This is a genomic window from Allorhodopirellula solitaria (genome assembly GCF_007859855.1).
GTDB lineage: Bacteria > Planctomycetota > Planctomycetia > Pirellulales > Pirellulaceae > Rhodopirellula > Rhodopirellula solitaria.
The window spans coordinates 409,490-425,045 of the sequence record NZ_SJPK01000004.1; the positions used below are offsets into that span (position 1 = coordinate 409,490).

Annotated in this window: 11 protein-coding genes; 8 read left to right on the top strand and 3 right to left on the bottom strand. The window is 58.3% G+C overall.

Annotation, left to right across the window (positions count from 1 at the left end):
- The first annotated feature begins 21 nt into the window (after positions 1–21).
- The gene (locus tag CA85_RS10240) at positions 22–3,522 is read left to right on the top strand and encodes a DEAD/DEAH box helicase (RefSeq protein ID WP_146391227.1); all 3,501 of its coding nucleotides are present in this window, start codon (positions 22–24) and stop codon (positions 3,520–3,522) included.
- A 984-nt stretch (positions 3,523–4,506) separates the two neighbouring features.
- On the opposite strand, the gene uvrB is transcribed toward CA85_RS10240, so the two are convergent.
- The gene (uvrB, locus tag CA85_RS10245) at positions 4,507–6,633 is read right to left on the bottom strand and encodes an excinuclease ABC subunit UvrB (protein WP_146391228.1); all 2,127 of its coding nucleotides are present in this window, start codon (positions 6,631–6,633) and stop codon (positions 4,507–4,509) included.
- Positions 6,634–6,881: 248 nt separating this feature from the next.
- Here uvrB and CA85_RS10250 point away from each other — a divergent pair, with 248 nt between their 5' ends.
- Positions 6,882–7,424: a hypothetical protein gene (locus tag CA85_RS10250; protein WP_146391229.1), complete on the top strand. Its 543-nt coding sequence runs from the start codon at positions 6,882–6,884 to the stop codon at positions 7,422–7,424.
- 449 nt (positions 7,425–7,873) lie between these two features.
- Here the strand turns inward: CA85_RS10250 and CA85_RS10255 are convergent, their stop codons facing one another.
- A complete protein-coding gene (locus CA85_RS10255; RefSeq protein ID WP_146391230.1) occupies positions 7,874–8,941 on the bottom strand; it encodes an agmatine deiminase family protein in 1,068 nt (355 codons plus the stop codon).
- A complete protein-coding gene (locus CA85_RS10260; RefSeq protein WP_146391231.1) occupies positions 8,938–9,228 on the bottom strand; it encodes a hypothetical protein in 291 nt (96 codons plus the stop codon). Before CA85_RS10260 ends, CA85_RS10255 begins: the two co-directional genes overlap by 4 nt.
- 465 nt (positions 9,229–9,693) lie before the next feature.
- On the opposite strand from CA85_RS10260, the gene hpf reads away from it, so the two are divergent.
- The 6 genes from hpf to CA85_RS10290 all read left to right on the top strand — a co-directional run bounded on the left by hpf (position 9,694) and on the right by CA85_RS10290 (position 15,461).
- On the top strand, positions 9,694–10,038 hold the full coding sequence (hpf, locus tag CA85_RS10265; RefSeq protein ID WP_146391232.1) for a ribosome hibernation-promoting factor, HPF/YfiA family: 345 nt from the start codon (positions 9,694–9,696) through the stop codon (positions 10,036–10,038).
- Between the two features lie 66 nt (positions 10,039–10,104).
- Positions 10,105–10,584, top strand: a complete 480-nt coding sequence (locus CA85_RS10270; RefSeq protein WP_146391233.1) for a PTS sugar transporter subunit IIA — start codon at positions 10,105–10,107, stop codon at positions 10,582–10,584.
- A 54-nt stretch (positions 10,585–10,638) separates the two neighbouring features.
- Positions 10,639–10,950 carry an HPr family phosphocarrier protein gene (locus tag CA85_RS10275; RefSeq protein ID WP_146391234.1) on the top strand — a complete coding sequence of 104 codons (312 nt, stop codon included), beginning with the start codon at positions 10,639–10,641 and terminating at the stop codon, positions 10,948–10,950.
- Positions 10,951–11,311: 361 nt separating this feature from the next.
- A complete protein-coding gene (gene ptsP, locus CA85_RS10280) occupies positions 11,312–13,057 on the top strand; it encodes a phosphoenolpyruvate--protein phosphotransferase (protein WP_146391235.1) in 1,746 nt (581 codons plus the stop codon).
- On the top strand, positions 13,054–13,776 hold the full coding sequence (locus CA85_RS10285) for a TIGR03936 family radical SAM-associated protein (RefSeq protein WP_146391236.1): 723 nt from the start codon (positions 13,054–13,056) through the stop codon (positions 13,774–13,776). The genes ptsP and CA85_RS10285 overlap by 4 nt, the downstream gene beginning before the upstream one ends.
- 80 nt (positions 13,777–13,856) lie before the next feature.
- Positions 13,857–15,461, top strand: coding sequence for an Rne/Rng family ribonuclease (locus CA85_RS10290; protein ID WP_146391237.1), 1,605 nt, complete (start codon positions 13,857–13,859; stop codon positions 15,459–15,461).
- The last annotated feature ends 95 nt before the right edge of the window (positions 15,462–15,556 follow it).

Sequence of the window (15,556 nt, forward strand, 5' to 3'; positions counted from 1 at the left end):
GTTTTAGCAAGGAAGTGATAGATGACTTCACGCCGTTCCCATCCATTTTCACCGCCGCAGATATCCCAACGCGAGATCGAAGCCATGTACAGTGAGATGGAGATCGACGATGCGGATCAGGATCTGTTTGGATTTGCTGATGACGATGTGGTCACGCGCCCCGAGCGGTGGGCCAATCAGTTTTCGCTCGTGTACGAGTCGGCACCCGATGCGTTGGTGGACGCCGAAGCCCCGTTCACCTACGAGGTGACGGAAGTCTATTCGCAGGCCGAGATCCATGGGACCTGCCACGCGGGCAATGATGTTTTCCCCGTCTTTGCCCGGGCGCTCGCTAGTGACCCGCCAGTCGCCTGTGGATGTCCCACGTCGCGGGGCAAGTACCTCTGCATCCACGCGGTTGCTTTTGTCGAGTACTTAGTCGACCAACTCTACGAAGAATCGTCTCCGCTCGCTAAACGCGTTGCAGCGGAACGGTTTTCACGCGGCGAGCCCAACTACAACCGCTTTGAGCCGAATTTCACTGAGATTCTGTTCCAGCAGTTTGATGCAGCGATCCAGAGCATCGGCGACACGAGCGAACAATCTCTAATCCAGGCCGATACGCTCGAGCGGCGAGAGGTGGACCTGGACACCCGCCTGGCCTGGCGGGTGGACGTTGACCCCGAGTGGATCGATGTCTACCCGATCAGCCAACAGCCTAAGAAACGAGGCAAGGGTTATACGAAAGGGCGGCGGATCAAATTCGATTCCGCGCTGCACGACAAACATCTACGGCGCAGTGCTCAGGACCGGCGGGTGCTCGGTCACGTCAGCGTCAACGAGAGCTACTACAGCTACCGCAGCGAATACGAGCTCGATCTGATGAAGGCCCTGGAAACACTCATCGATGCACCGAATGTGTACTTCGACAAAGATTCGGTCACGGTCCGCCGAGATGACTTTGAATTTGAGGTCGCGCTCGTCGATGAAGTTTACATCGTTATCGTCCTGCTAGCGGCGGATGATGCGGAGCGAAAGCAGCAGACGCGCGACGCCGCCGTAGCGGCCTACCGGGCGAGTGGCGGGACAAGTACCGCCGATGGCGCAGTGCAGATGGCGACAGCTGATAACGGTGCCTTTTTGCGTTTCGATGCCGCCCGCTGCTTGATCTCAATCATTTCAGTGGCGGAGTCGGAAGTTCCCTTGGTCAAACAGTTCCTGTTTTTTCCGGGGGTTGCTGCCGAGCATGGCGAGGAGCTCGTCAAACGCCTGCAGAGCCTCCAGTCGCGGTTCACCATTCGTTTGCCCGAGGAGCTGCTCGGACCCATCGTCGATGCCCCCGCTCATCCGGTGGTATTGTTGCGTAGTAACGCCGACGGATCCCTCGACGTTGCTCTGCGGGTTCGCGATAGCGGAGGGCGAATTCTCCGTCCGGGCAGCCCACCGGCGATCAGCGTCGCGCAAGAGGATGGGAAACCGGTTCAAATGCGGCGGGATACGGCTGGCGAGATCGAGCACGCCGAGCGGCTGGCTGAAACACTCGGTTTCCGGTTTTGCGAACCCGATGAATCGTTGCAGGATGAACGCTTTGCGGCTCATATCACCGACTTTAGCGACGCTCTGAACTTGATCGATCGTTTGCAGTCCTGGTCCGGCGACGCCGAGACCGCTGGCGCCGATAGCGTGGACGCTTCGGAGATGCCCGCGCCGGAAGTGCTCTGGGATCGCAATAGCGAAAAACCGGTCTCTGTGCTCGGCAGTATCTCCAGCCAGAACGTGAAGGTTGAGATCAATCGCAAACGGGATTGGTTTGGGATTTCGGGCCAGTGCGAGGTGGGCGAACACAAGCTCGACCTCGGCACGCTCTTAGAGAACCTCGCGGGCGCCGACGCGGATGCGATCCGGGGCGATTTCATTCGGCTCAAGGACGGCCAGTGGGCACGTATCGGCGAAAAGTTACGTCGGCGATTGCGGCAACTGCGCGATGCGACTCATGCGGATCGCAAGACGATGAAGCTCGACGCCACCGCGGCGCCAGCGATCCGAGATTTTCTCGATGATGGAGAGATCGAGTTCAAAGCGGTCAAGGCCTGGCAGAAGTGTGTTGAGCGTTTGGCTCGCGCCGAATCGCTCGACCCAAAATTGCCTGAAGGACTCGATGCCGAGTTGCGTGATTACCAAGTCGAAGGGTACCGATGGCTGCGGCGGCTCGCCGAATGGGGCGTCGGCGGTGTGCTGGCCGATGACATGGGTTTGGGCAAGACCCTGCAAACGCTCGCCGTCATGCTCGACCGCAAGAACGAGGGGCCTGCACTGGTCATCGCGCCGACCAGCGTGGCGTTCAACTGGGTGCGTGAGACCGAGCGGTTCACACCGGGGCTGACCGTACACCTCTACCGCGAAACCGAACGCGCGGAGTTCCTGCCGCAGGTGGGACGGGGCGATGTCGTCGTTTGCAGCTACGGCCTGGCTCTGCGTGATAAGGATGCGCTCGCCGATGTGGAGTGGGGCACGATGGTGCTCGACGAAGCCCAGGCGATCAAGAACAGTCGCAGCAAGACGTCTCGAGCGATTGCCGACATCCCCGCCGCCTGGACGGTGGCGCTGACGGGGACACCGGTTGAGAATCATCTCGGTGAGCTATGGAGCCTTTTCCATATTGTCTCGCCCGGCGTTTTCGGAGGATGGGAACAGTTCCGCAAGCGATTCGCGCTGCCGATCGAAAAGAATAACGACGAAGCCGCCCGGCAGGGACTGGCCGATCGGCTGAAACCCTTCGTGCTCCGCCGTAAGAAGTCTGAAGTTCTCAAGGATCTCCCACCGCGATCGGAGATGAACCTGTACGTGGATCTATCCAAGGAAGAGCGTGCTGAATATGAGCGTGTGCGGCTTGAGGCGATCGGCGAGGTCGACCAGTTGGAAGCCACGGTGACGACACAGGACCAACGCTTCCGGATCTTGGCGTTGTTGACCCGATTGCGTCAGATCAGTTGCCATCCCAAGCTCGTCAATGCTTCCTACACCGGCGATGCCGCCAAGTTGGTGCAGCTCCGTGAAACGCTCAGCAACCTCAAAGAGGAGGGCCATCGCGCGTTGATCTTCAGCCAATTCACTCAGCACCTGGCGTTGATCCGCAGTGAGCTCGAAGAGTCTGGATTCAGCTACGAGTATCTCGATGGGTCGACGCCCGCTCAGGCCCGCCAGGAGCGTGTTGATGCGTTTCAGAACGGCTCCGCTGACGTGTTCCTGATCTCCCTCAAAGCGGGCGGCACGGGTTTGAATTTGACCGCGGCGGATTACGTGATTCACATGGATCCTTGGTGGAACCCCGCCGTCGAGGATCAGGCGACCGACCGGGCTCACCGGATCGGGCAGGACAAGCCGGTGATGGTGTACCGGATCATCGCCCGCGGCACGATCGAAGAAGAGATTTTTGCGCTCCACGAGACCAAACGCGATCTGGTTGCTGGAGTGATGGAAGGCACCGCCGCGGCAGCGAAGCTGGACAACGATGAACTGATCGCGATGCTGCGGAAGGGGTAGCGATCGACGTGCGGAGTCCCTGTGGATTACCCACAAGTTTGGGCTCATCCGACGGAAGCGAGCGCCCGAGGTTTTCAAGGCATGGCTCCCGTATCGAAGGATTTATTTTTGGGATGTGATTATCAATGTTAGACTGGCACTGCCGGGAGAAACGGAGCCGAGCTCTGCAGAGGTGCTGGCTTGGCAAGGGATATCTCGGTCGCCAGCGTTTCCCTGCAAAAGCGGTACGCCAATGGTGTTGTCGGTCCCTGGCGAGCGTTTGTTCGTCAGGGACGCATTTTTGAACGATCATTGGATACTAGTGGTCTGTCACGACTTATTCTTAGGGTAGTGGACGAGGCGACGAGTCCTGAACTGGCGTCAAATCCAAGGACTCGTCGCCTCCTGTTGATTACCCATTAGTTTGCTCCCCCGTGTGCTTGTCACACGGGAAGCGACGTTTTGAAATTAGAAAACCGCGGTATCGACACACGTTCCCCTGTCAGCTTGTCTGACAGGAAACCAAGTCGATAAACTTTGCTGTCATGCGGGGCAAGCCCGCATGGGAGCGGGGTGAATGCTCCATCTTGATCTAATCACAAAACGGTGATTCCTGTCAGACAAGCTGACAGGGGATCTGGTTTTGTGGGTAATGACCAGCTCGTCGCCTCGTCCACTACGATCAATCCTAACTTTTAACTGTGACAGACCACTAGAGCCATGCCTCAAAAAACCTTCCGCTGTGCTCTGCGCACGCTTCCGTCGGAGTAACCCAAGTTCGCCCACGCCGAAGGCGTTTTAGAAAATAGCCGGTGGTTTGAACGCAAGCGAACACCACCGGATACGACTCAGTGATCTCCAATCCTGACGCGAGTTGATGACGACGCCCCGTTGGGCAACGCCGGGGGTTCCGTTTGTTCCGTGTTTTCAGGCCGGAGGCCGACACATCCCCTGCCGTTGGCGTCAGCCAACGTCAAGCCGTGTCGGTCTGCGGCCTAGAAGACCTTACCCGCGTTTTGGGCGGGGGATTTTGGCGAGTGAAGGGTTGATGCCCTTTTGTTTTTTGCCCGCTCGGCGGCCTTTTCCTCGGCCGCCGGAGCTGTCGCTTTTTTCAGGGAGTTCGACTTCTGACAGTGGCTTGCCGATGTGCTCGCGAAGCTGGCCGACCCGATCGCGAAGCCGCGCGGCGCGTTCGAACTCGAGGTCTTCGGCTGCGGACATCATCTCTCGCTCGAGCGCCTCGACATACTCCAGCGTGATGTAAGTGATCTCGCTTTCGGCAGTGGCCTCGCGTTCGGCCGCCCGGTGCTTTGCCGCGTCGGATTCGATGCCAGCTCGCACGGATTTGAAGACCGTCTTGGGCACGATCCCGTGCTTTTCATTGTACGCCTGCTGGATCGCACGCCGTCGCTCGGTTTCATCGATCGCCATCTGCATCGAGTCGGTCATTTTGTCGGCGTACAAAAACACGCGTGAGTTCGCATTCCGAGCGGCCCGGCCGATCGTTTGAATCAAACTCGTCTCGCTCCGCAGGAAACCTTCCTTGTCGGCATCGAGAATGGCGACCAAAGACACCTCGGGCAGATCGAGGCCTTCTCGCAAGAGGTTCACGCCGACGAGGCAATCGTATTGACCGGTGCGCAGTTCTTGCAGCAGGTCGACACGTTCGAAAGCGTTGAGCTCGCTATGCAGCCAGCGACATCGCACAGCTTGCTCTTGGAAATAGTTGGAGAGATCTTCAGCCAACCGCTTCGTCAATGCCGTCACGAGCACGCGTTCATTGCGAGCGGCGCGGAGCCGTACTTCTTCGAGCAGGTGGTTGACCTGTCCGCGCGCCGAGACGACTTCCACCACAGGATCGAGCAGGCCGGTGGGGCGAATGATCTGTTCGATCACCTCTCCACCGGTGCGTTCGAGTTCATAGTTGCTCGGTGTGGCGCTGACGTAGCAAATTTGTCCAGTGCGATCTTCCCATTCATCGAATTTCAAAGGGCGGTTGTCCAGGGCGCTGGGCAAGCGAAACCCGTGTTCGACGAGCGTCGTTTTACGGCTCCGGTCACCCGCATACATGGCCCGGACCTGCGGCACGGTAACGTGGGACTCATCGACGAACGTGACCATGTCTTCGGGAAAGAAGTCATAGAGCGTGTCTGGCGTGGCCCCGGGTTCTTTTCCCGAGAGCGGTCGTGAGTAGTTCTCAATCCCTGGGCAATGGCCAACTTCGGCGAGCATTTCCAAGTCAAACTTCGTTCGTGCCGACAACCGCTGAGCCTCCAGCAACTTGCCGCGGCTCTGGAATACCTCGAGCTGTTCAGCGAGTTCTTCACGCAGTGATTTCAGCGCCGCTTGAATCCGGTCCTCGGGCATCACGAAGTGCTTGGCTGGGTAGATGTAGAGGTCGTCTACTGTACGAATCGTTTCACCGGAGAGAGGTTTGATCAACGAGATCCGCTCGATCTCGTCACCCCACATTTCAATGCGATAGGCGAACTCCTCGTACGTCGGCCAGATCTCGATGGAGTCGCCTCGGACCCGGAACTTGCCGCGTTCAAAGGCAAAGTCGTTGCGGTCGTATTGGACGTCGACAAGTTTGAGCAACAGGTGATCGCGGCGGGTTTGTTCGCCACGGTGAATGTCGATCACGAGTTCTTTGTAGTCCTGGGGCGACCCCAGGCCGTAGATACTGCTCACCGACGCCACGATGACTACATCCCGGCGGCTGACCAGAGAGCTGGTGGTCGCGAGTCGCAAGCGATCGATTTCTTCGTTGATCGAGGAGTCTTTCTCGATGTAGACATCCCGTTGGGGGATGTAGGCTTCGGGTTGGTAGTAGTCGTAATAGCTCACGAAGTAGTGGACGGCGTTGTTGGGAAAGAACTCTTTGAACTCCCCGTAGAGCTGGGCCGCGAGCGTTTTGTTGTGACTGAGGATCAATGCCGGTCGGCCCAGGTTCGCGATGACATTGGCCATCGTGTAGGTCTTGCCTGTCCCCGTTGCACCGAGCAGCGTTTGGGCGGTACGGCCAGCCTGAAAGCCCGCAGTCAGCTTCTCAATCGCAGCGGGCTGGTCTCCCGAGGGTGCGAAGGGCTGGTGCAGATCGAACTGGGCGGCGGGAGGGCTTTGCGTGCTCATAGCGATTGAGTTTACCGATTCCAATGGGCACGCAAAGGACTGGAGGCGAACGGATGCCATCGGCCTGGGTGCGAGGTCTGAACAGTTGAATAGCGTGTCGGCAGAGGTGAAATGGATTTCTCCGAATTTTCCGATTTTTCGCTCAAGTCGTGGCGGACGGCAGTATTCGACGTCCATTGAGACTCCCATACACGCAATCCGACGATTGCTGAACTCTCTTCCGACTCCTCCCAATGGATCAACCCTTGATGTCTTCGAAAACTATCAGCTCACGATTTCTCACGCGGTCACTCGCCATGACAGTTGCCGTCGCCTGCGGCGTTTCGCTTAGCTCGGCCGCACAGGCCCAGATGGCGACGGGTAGCGGCTGCACAAACTGTGGCACCAGTGCGCCTGTGGTGTCGTCGGCTCCTGTCTACGGCTCCGCAGCGACGACTCAGTACAGCCAACCTGTTTCCACTCAGAGCTATCCTGCCACGTCGTGTTGCGGTGGCAGCACGGCCAGTCACGCCTCGGTGGGTAGCTCCTGCTCAGGTTACTCGTCGAAGCGGCATTGCGGTTCGTCAAAGCGTCGCTGCCACTCCTCGCGTCGATCCGTGGTCAGCTACAGCCAGCCCCGCAGTTCGTGTGGTTCGACCTATTCGAGCACTCCCGTCTATTCCGGCGGATGCGGGGGCTCAGGCAGCGCGTCGTACACGACGGTCAGCAGCTACCCCTCCGGTGGCGTCGTCAGCCAGGGAACTCCCGTGATGCAAACCGGTGCCGGTTGTGTTGGCGGAAACTGCCCGTAATCACGCGTTCGTGATAGCAGGATTTACTTCACCCTCCCGGCGAAGCTGGGAGGGTCGGGAAACGAGCCTTTCGCGAGTTTTTCGGGGAGGGCCGAAAGCGCAACGGGAGCTCCCAAACCAGCGTGCGCCCTTCCCTCGAACTTTGAAGACTGCTGAAATACAAGCCGGCGCGCGAGCGTTGATCTGACTCCACTCGCTAGCGTTTCGGGCTTGTGCTGCGGCAGGAACACCTGGAATAGCGACTGTTTCAGCAGTCTCCTTCGGCGGCGGGCGGGTGAAGTCCTGTAATGACCTGCGAGGCCAGAGTTGAGAGGCCTTTCCGCTCCCCCGCGAATCGCTAAGCAGCGTTCGATCAATTTCTGTCGTAGTGGGCGGAGGCGACGAGTCCAAAGCCGCAGGACTCGTCGCCTCGCCCACTGCTAAAACCGACATTTATTCATCGTGTGTCGCTAAGCCGAGGGCTGGGATGGCAGCGTTTGGGGCTGGTGACAGCTCGCGCAGTGCAGTGCCCCGAGTCCCCACGCAATTTTCTCGCAGGGCACGCCTTCGATCGAAACACCCGGGCACAGGTCCGTCAGGATCTTGATCGCTTGATCGTCGTGATCGGGTTGGGCGAAAGTGGGGACTAGGATACGGTTTGGGCCGAGTCTCAGGAAATTGCAGTAGCTCTGCGGGACCGGCTGGCCATCGATGCTCCGCGGCGGCGGAACGGGCAGGCGATGAACCTGCACCGCGGGGCTGGTTTGCTGCCCCCATAGCCTCAGTTGATTGAAATTGGCCTGCAGCGCGGCGGCGAGTGGGGCATCTTCGCTGTCGGCCACGGCGGCGACGATGTTCTCGCGATCGACGAACCGGGCGAGCTGGTCGATATGGCCGTCGGTGTCGTCACCGGGCATCAGGCCGCCGTCGATCCAGGCAATTTCATCGACGCCAAGATACTGGTGCAACCTCTGGGCGATCTCTTGTTGAGTCAGGTTGGGGTTTCGTGCTGGATCGACGACACAGGCCGAATGCACGATCAGTCGGCCTGCTCCGTCGGTTTCTAACGCGCCGCCTTCGAGGGTCAGGTCAGCGTGCAGGCAGCGGAGCCCAGCGGCTCGCGCGATTTCTCGGCCAGCGGCCTGGTCGAGATCGTGAGGAGAGTACTTGCCTCCCCACGCGTTGAAGTGCCAATTCACCGCGAGGAGCCCGTCACCGTCGTGGACAAAGGTGGGGCCAAAGTCGCGGATCCAGCAATCGTTGGTCGGGATCTCGAGGATCTTGATCTCGTTGGCCGTGCTGGTGTCGCCGCCAAGCAGTTCGCTGGCCCGGGCGAGCGAGTTTCGGCAGGAATCGGCCAGTTCCTTGCTGGCCAAAATCCGGACTGGCGTGGTTTCGGCAATCGCGAGGGCGAAGGCTGCGAAAGCTTCGGGGATTCCGTCAAAGTGTCCTGGCCACGTCTCCTGATTATGTGGCCAGGCCAGCCACACGGTTTCGCACGGTTCCCACTGGGCAGGAAAACGTCGACTGAGACTCACTCAGGTTTGATCTCTTCTTTGACTTTCTGGACAAAGTGCGGTGATTTGCCGCCCTTGCTCAGTTCGTCGGCCCGCTTGACGGCTTCGTCACGCTGGTCAAATTCATAAACGGAGACCCGTTTCAGATTCTGGCTAAAAACGCCCCAATAGAGCCGCAGGCGCACATCGGCGGCAGCTTTTTTTGTTTTGCGCTTCGAGGTTTTCTTGCGTTTGACCTCGGCTGCCAGCTTTTCAGCAGCATCTGCTTCGGCTGCTTTTTCCTGCCGATTGACGACCTTCCGAGCCATAAATCTCAGCTGTAGGGGTTAGAGGGGGAGTGATTTTTAGAGAAAACCACGGGGCTGGGACGAAAATTGCTCAGATAAGATTATCGCGTTGGGCGGGATCTGTCATGGGGACGCAGTTTAGAAAAGTGAGACGGGCGTTGGATGGGCGGTTGCGAGCGGTTGGGGAATTGTCTGGCAGTCTCAAAAAATGAGTCAAAGGATCGCTATTCGGCAGCGTCCGATTCGGCTAGGCTGTACATTCCCACTCGCGGTGAAATGGTTTCAAGAATTCCTACCGAGTCGGCATAAGCGGAGCGTACCGACCTAAGCGGAGCGCATCGACTAGGCGGAGCACGTCGGCCAGCGGGAATGTTAGCCCCATGGCTGGCGGGAACTGCGGCTAGCGAGATCTGCTACCGGAAACGGTCAGTAGGAACCTAGCTGGAACCAAGACGAGCGGCTTCTCTACCCAATACGAGTTTGAACATGCAAGTGAATGTTTCAGCCCGCCACGGCACTCTTCAGCCTGGAGACCAGGATCTGATCGAGGAAAAGGCAATCAAACTTCGACGACTCTATGACCGAATCAATGCGATCGAGGTCACTATCGATCTGAAGCAGTTGGACAAGCCCGTCGTCGAACTCAAAGTTTCTGCGGAGCACGCCGAAGACTCCATCGCCCGCGCCGAGGCGAGCAACGTCATCGCGGCTTTGGACAATGCGATCCCCAAAGTGGAGCAGCAGTTGCGTCGGCTCAAAGACCGCAAGACCGGGAACCGCTCGGCGGCCCACAAACACGTCGAAGCCGCTCCAACGAGCGAAGACGAGTGAAGCCGGTTACGATTAGGCTCACTTTTTCACGAAATTTATACCACCCATTCCAGACATACCGTTGCCATGAAGTTTTCTGACTTTGTCAAGAAAGGTGCGATCCGCGCCAACCTGCAGTCCACTACGAAAGAGGCTGTCATCAATGAACTCGTTGACTCATTGTTAGAGTCCGGTGAAATCGCCGCCGATCAACGTGACGACATCATCGCGGCGATCATGAAGCGGGAAGAACTCGGCAGTACCGGAATCGGTCGCGGAGTCGCGGTCCCCCATACGAAGCATCCCAGCGTCTCGGAGCTCGTCGGCACGGTCGGCGTGAGCGAAGCAGGCGTGGACTTCGATTCTCTCGACGGTGAACGCGTTCAGCTTTTCTTTCTCCTGATCAGCCCCCCCGAACGGCCTGGTGATCACCTGCGAGCCCTCGAGAATATCTCTCGGCAGCTCCGCGATGAATCTTTCTGTCGTTTTCTCAAGCAAAGCAAGTCGGCTGACGACATTCAGCAGTTGCTGCAGGAAGCTGACGACAATCAATTTGCCGCCGGTTGAACTTATTGGCGATCTCTGCGTAGCCATTCTCGATGAACCCTTCCATCGGAACCCATGAACCAACCGCCGCTCAATAATCCGCCCCCGCTCGAACGCATCGTGCACGTGATTAATCCGCAGGGCTTGCATGCCCGTCCAGCGGATCTGCTCGTTCGATGCGCTGACGGCTTTGAGTCGACGATCATGATCCAGAAAGGGTCCGAGCAGGTCGATTGCCGCAGTATTTTATCGTTGCTGACTCTCGGCGCGACCGAGGGAACCGAATTGAAGCTAACCGTTCAGGGCCACGATGCCGAAAATGCACTAGCGGCCATCTGCGAACTGTTCGAACAGGGATTTCACGAAAACGGTCAACCGTCTCCATAAATAACCGAGCCGCTTGCCGCCCATTTTAACAAAATACCACTCTCTCCAGACGATCTGAGCCTTTTCGCTGAGTCGTCGATGGCGAGCCCATTCGCTGCGTGGCAGCGTTCCATACCAACTTACATTTCAAGAGATCAGATGATGCTGTTTGTTTCCGCGTGCAACAGGACCGTTCGCAGGGGATGACCCTGGTTGATCGCTGCGTGGGCGTCGATGTGCGTGACAGATCGGTCATGCCATGAGTGCGCATGGTGAGCGAAAAGACGAATGACTCGTTGTGGATGCCACCACCTCCAGTTGCTCATTTTTCAGAGCGGTTGGATCTCGGTATCCAAGTGGAAATAGACAAGCATCCACCGCGATGCTGGAACTACAAGGCATTCCCGTTTCACCGGGCGTGGCCATTGCGTCGGCCTTGGTGCTCGACCCCGATGGCTATCGAATCCCACGGTGCATCGTCCCCGCGTCGGACGTCGAGGGCGAGTTCGCGCGTCTGCAAGACGCGGTTGATGAAGTGGCCCAGAAGCTCGAGCAGAGCAGGCTCGAGACGACCGCGACCGCAGGTAGCAAAACCGGGGATATCTTCGCTGCCCAGTTGCAGATGCTGCACGATCCTCGGCTGCACAGCGAACTGCAAAAACGCATACGCGAAGACCATCAGTCGGCCGCTTTCGCTGTCAGCAGCGTGTTGCACAACTACGCCACCGCTCTGCAGCGACTGGAGAATCCCTTCCTCGCCGATCGGGCTCAGGACGTGCTCGATATCGAGCGGCAACTGCTCATGCAGCTCGGCGCCGTCACTCGCCAGCCGTTGATGGAGTTGAACGAGTCGGTGATTGTGCTTTCACGAATGCTCACGCCGACCGAAACAGCCGGGCTCAATCGTGAGTTCGTCAAAGGGTTCTGCACCGAGGTCGGTGGCCCCGGCGGGCATACCGCGATCGTCGCCAAAGGGCTGGAGATTCCCGCGGTGGTCGGCATCGGTGAGTTTTTGCCGGTAATCGCAGGTGCTGACTGCGTGATCGTCGATGGGGATCGCGGCCGGCTGATCATCGACCCGACGGACGAAGTCCTCGATAGCTATCGGCAGCGAGCGGAGTACCGACGCACGCTCGCGTTGCGGTTGGCTGAGCAGAGTCAATTGCCTGCCGAGACGACCGACAATGTGCGGATCTCGCTCAATGCTAATATTGAGTTCCCGCATGAAACCGGCTCCTGTTTGCAGCGAGGTGCTGATGGGATCGGACTTTATCGAACTGAGTTTTTGTACCTGTCCTCGGAGGAAGAACCCACCGAAGAGGACCATTACGAAGCCTATGCGGAGGTCATTTCCCAGATGGGTGGCCGGCCCGTGGTCATCCGCACGCTCGATTTGGGCGCCGACAAGATGGGGCATGGCAAACGCGCCCAAGCGGAGAACAATCCCTTCCTAGGGCTGCGCAGTATCCGCTTGTCGCTCCGCAATCTCGATCTTTTTCGACCTCAGCTCCGGGCCGTTCTCCGGGCCGCGGCCCTCGGTGACGTGCGCGTCATGTTCCCGCTCGTGACGACGATCGGAGAGCTGCGTCAAGCCCGCATGCTGCTCAATGTCGTCGCCGAAGATTTAAAGGAATCTGGGGTGCCCTACCGCAGCGATCTGCCAGTGGGGATGATGGTCGAGGTGCCCGCTGCGGTCATCACGTTGGAACGGTTTGCTGCGGAAGTCGATTTTTTCAGTATCGGCACCAACGATTTGGCTCAGTACACCCTCGCCGTGGACCGCTCCAATGAGTCGGTGGCGGACCTGTATCAATCCAGCGACCCGGCCGTTCTGCGGCTGATCCAGGCCAGTATCGACGTGGCTGAACTCACCCAAACGCCGCTAAGCGTTTGCGGTGAGATGAGTAGTAACCCGGCTCGTGCTTTGTTGCTGCTCGGCATGGGAGTGCGGAATCTCAGCGTCCCGCCGTCGGCGCTGCCACGCGTCAAGAAAGCGATTCGGAGCGTCTCGATCAAGCAATGTGAAGAGATTGCCGAGCGAATTTGCAAGCTGGAGTCCGCTCGCGATGTGGATCTGTATCTGATGGACCGACTCGCCGATTTGGCGCCTGAATTGGTGATGCAATGAACCGAACGCGGCGGCATCCCAGATCTAACAGCAACACTTCCCCTAACCTGCAACCGGTGGGGACGCCTCGCTTTCGCTACCGGGTCCGCTTCGCCAAGACCGGGCTGCTGCGTTGGATCAGCCATCGGGACCTAGCAAATCTCTGGGAGCGGATCGGCCGCCGCGCTGAATTGCCCTTTTCGATGACCGAAGGGTTTCATCCCAAACCGCGTATGCAGTTTCCCTCCGCTCTCTCGCTCGGGGTCGAAAGTCTCGATGAAGTGCTCGACCTCGAGCTCAGCGAAGAATGGCCAGCGGATCAATTGCTCGAACGCTTACAGCAGGACGATCAACCTGGGTTGACCATCCAGAGCGTCCGGCAAGTCGATCTAGCCGATGGCAAGGCACAGCTCGCCGCGATGGACTACCGCGTCACCTTGCCCGAGCCATGGGATGACGCCGAGGCCAGCCGCACCGCCGCTGCGATTGAGACTCTCAGCAAACAAGACATCGTTTCGATCGAGCGGAAGGGGAAGACCGTCACCGCCCACGTGGCGACCCATATCCCCGTTCTCGATCTCCAACCCGATCAACTCGTCGCTCGCATCGTGACCGCGGACGGGGCGTCTTTGAAAATCCAAGACATCCTCGATCTGCTCGGTTTGAGCGATTGGCCCGAAAGAGGTGCGACGTTGATTCGCACCGGCATGACCCTCAAGGGCGAACTCGAACATTCGTAACTTCGGCGTCCATGCGGCTTCCCTTGGAGGGTTCGTCCGCATCCAGCCGATTTTTAATATCCCATTTATGGTGAACTATCATGAAACGTGAAATGCTAATCAATGTCCTCCAACCAGAAGAATGCCGCATTGCGGTTGTGGAGGACAATACGCTCGAGGAACTCTACGTCGAACGTAAGAGCGTCGAGGCATTCGCTGGCAATATCTACCGTGGCAAAATCGTTAATCTCGAACCGAGTATCCAAGCGGCTTTTGTCGATTTTGGCGTCGGCCGTAACGGTTTCCTCCACATCAGTGACGTCGAACCCCAGTACTTTCGTCAAGGTGGATACGACCCCGAGGAAATCATGCGGGAGTCCGACGAAATGGCTGCCGCCTCGGCTGCCCGGAACCGCGAGAGCGGCCGTGGTAGCTCGCGCGTCTTCAAGGGTGGACGACCGCGTATCAAACCACCGATCCAGGAAATCTTCAAACGCGGCGATGAAGTCCTCGTCCAGGTCATCAAGGAAGGCATCGGCAACAAGGGCCCCACGCTCTCCACGTACATCTCCATTCCAGGCCGCTATCTCGTGCTCATGCCCGCACTCTCGCGGGTCGGCGTCAGCCGCAAGATCGAAGACGAAGACGATCGCAAACGACTGAAGAAGGCGTTGCACGCTTGCAACCCGCCCAAGGGACTCGGTTTCATCGTCCGCACGGCCGGTGCTGGCCGTAGCGAGGACGAACTGCACCGCGACATGGATTACCTGCTGCGTTTATGGAAGGCGATCGCCCGCCGCATTGAATCCACCACTCAGCCGGGTGAAATCTACGAAGAGAGTGACCTGATCATTCGCACCATCCGGGACATCTACAGCGACGACATCGATCATATCCTGATCGATGAAGAGGAATCCTATAACAAGGCTCGCGACTTTCTCAAAAGCGTGATGCCGCGCGTCGTCGATCGCTTGAAACTTTATGACGGTGAAGTGCCGCTGTTTCACAAATACAATCTCGAAGAAGAGATCGTCAAAATCAACCAGCGTCAGGTCCAGCTCAAAGACGGTGGTTCGATCGTGATCGATCCCACCGAAGCGTTGGTGGCGATCGACGTCAACAGCGGGAATTTTCGGGGCAAGGCATCCGCGGATGAAAATGCATTTCGCTTGAACCTGTCCGCTGCCAAAGAGATCGCCCGGCAACTTCGCCTGCGTGACCTCGGTGGTGTGATCGTCAACGACTTCATCGATATGCGGAAAGAGAGCTATCGACGTAAGGTTGAACGGGTTCTCCGCGATGCGATGGCCAAGGATCGCGCCCGCACCAAGATCCTCCGGACCAGCCCGTTCGGCCTGATCGAAATGACCCGGCAGCGAATTCGGCCGAGTCTGAAGCGGAGCATCTACCAGGATTGCCCATGCTGCAAAGGCCGCGGACTCGTCAAGACACCCGAAAGCATGTCGATCGAAGTCGTTCGTACGCTCGCCCTCGCGGTCAAGAACAAGCACATTGTGCGTGTCACCGTACGCGTCAACGATTCCGTTGCTGCATTCTTGAACAACAAGAAACGTCGCGCCGTCTCGGCGATGGAAGACGCCGGTGGCATGACAGTTCAAATTCTCGGCAGCGAAGGTTTGTTCCCCGAACATCTCGAAGTCGATTGCCGCGACAGCCACGGCGAACGTGTCGAGATCGATTCCTGAGCTGAACCGAGAATTGTAGATGAACCCTGCGGAATGGTGATGCTTCATCTATGGGCTGCGCGCGATCGGACTGCAGTGGTTTTCTCATCGATCCA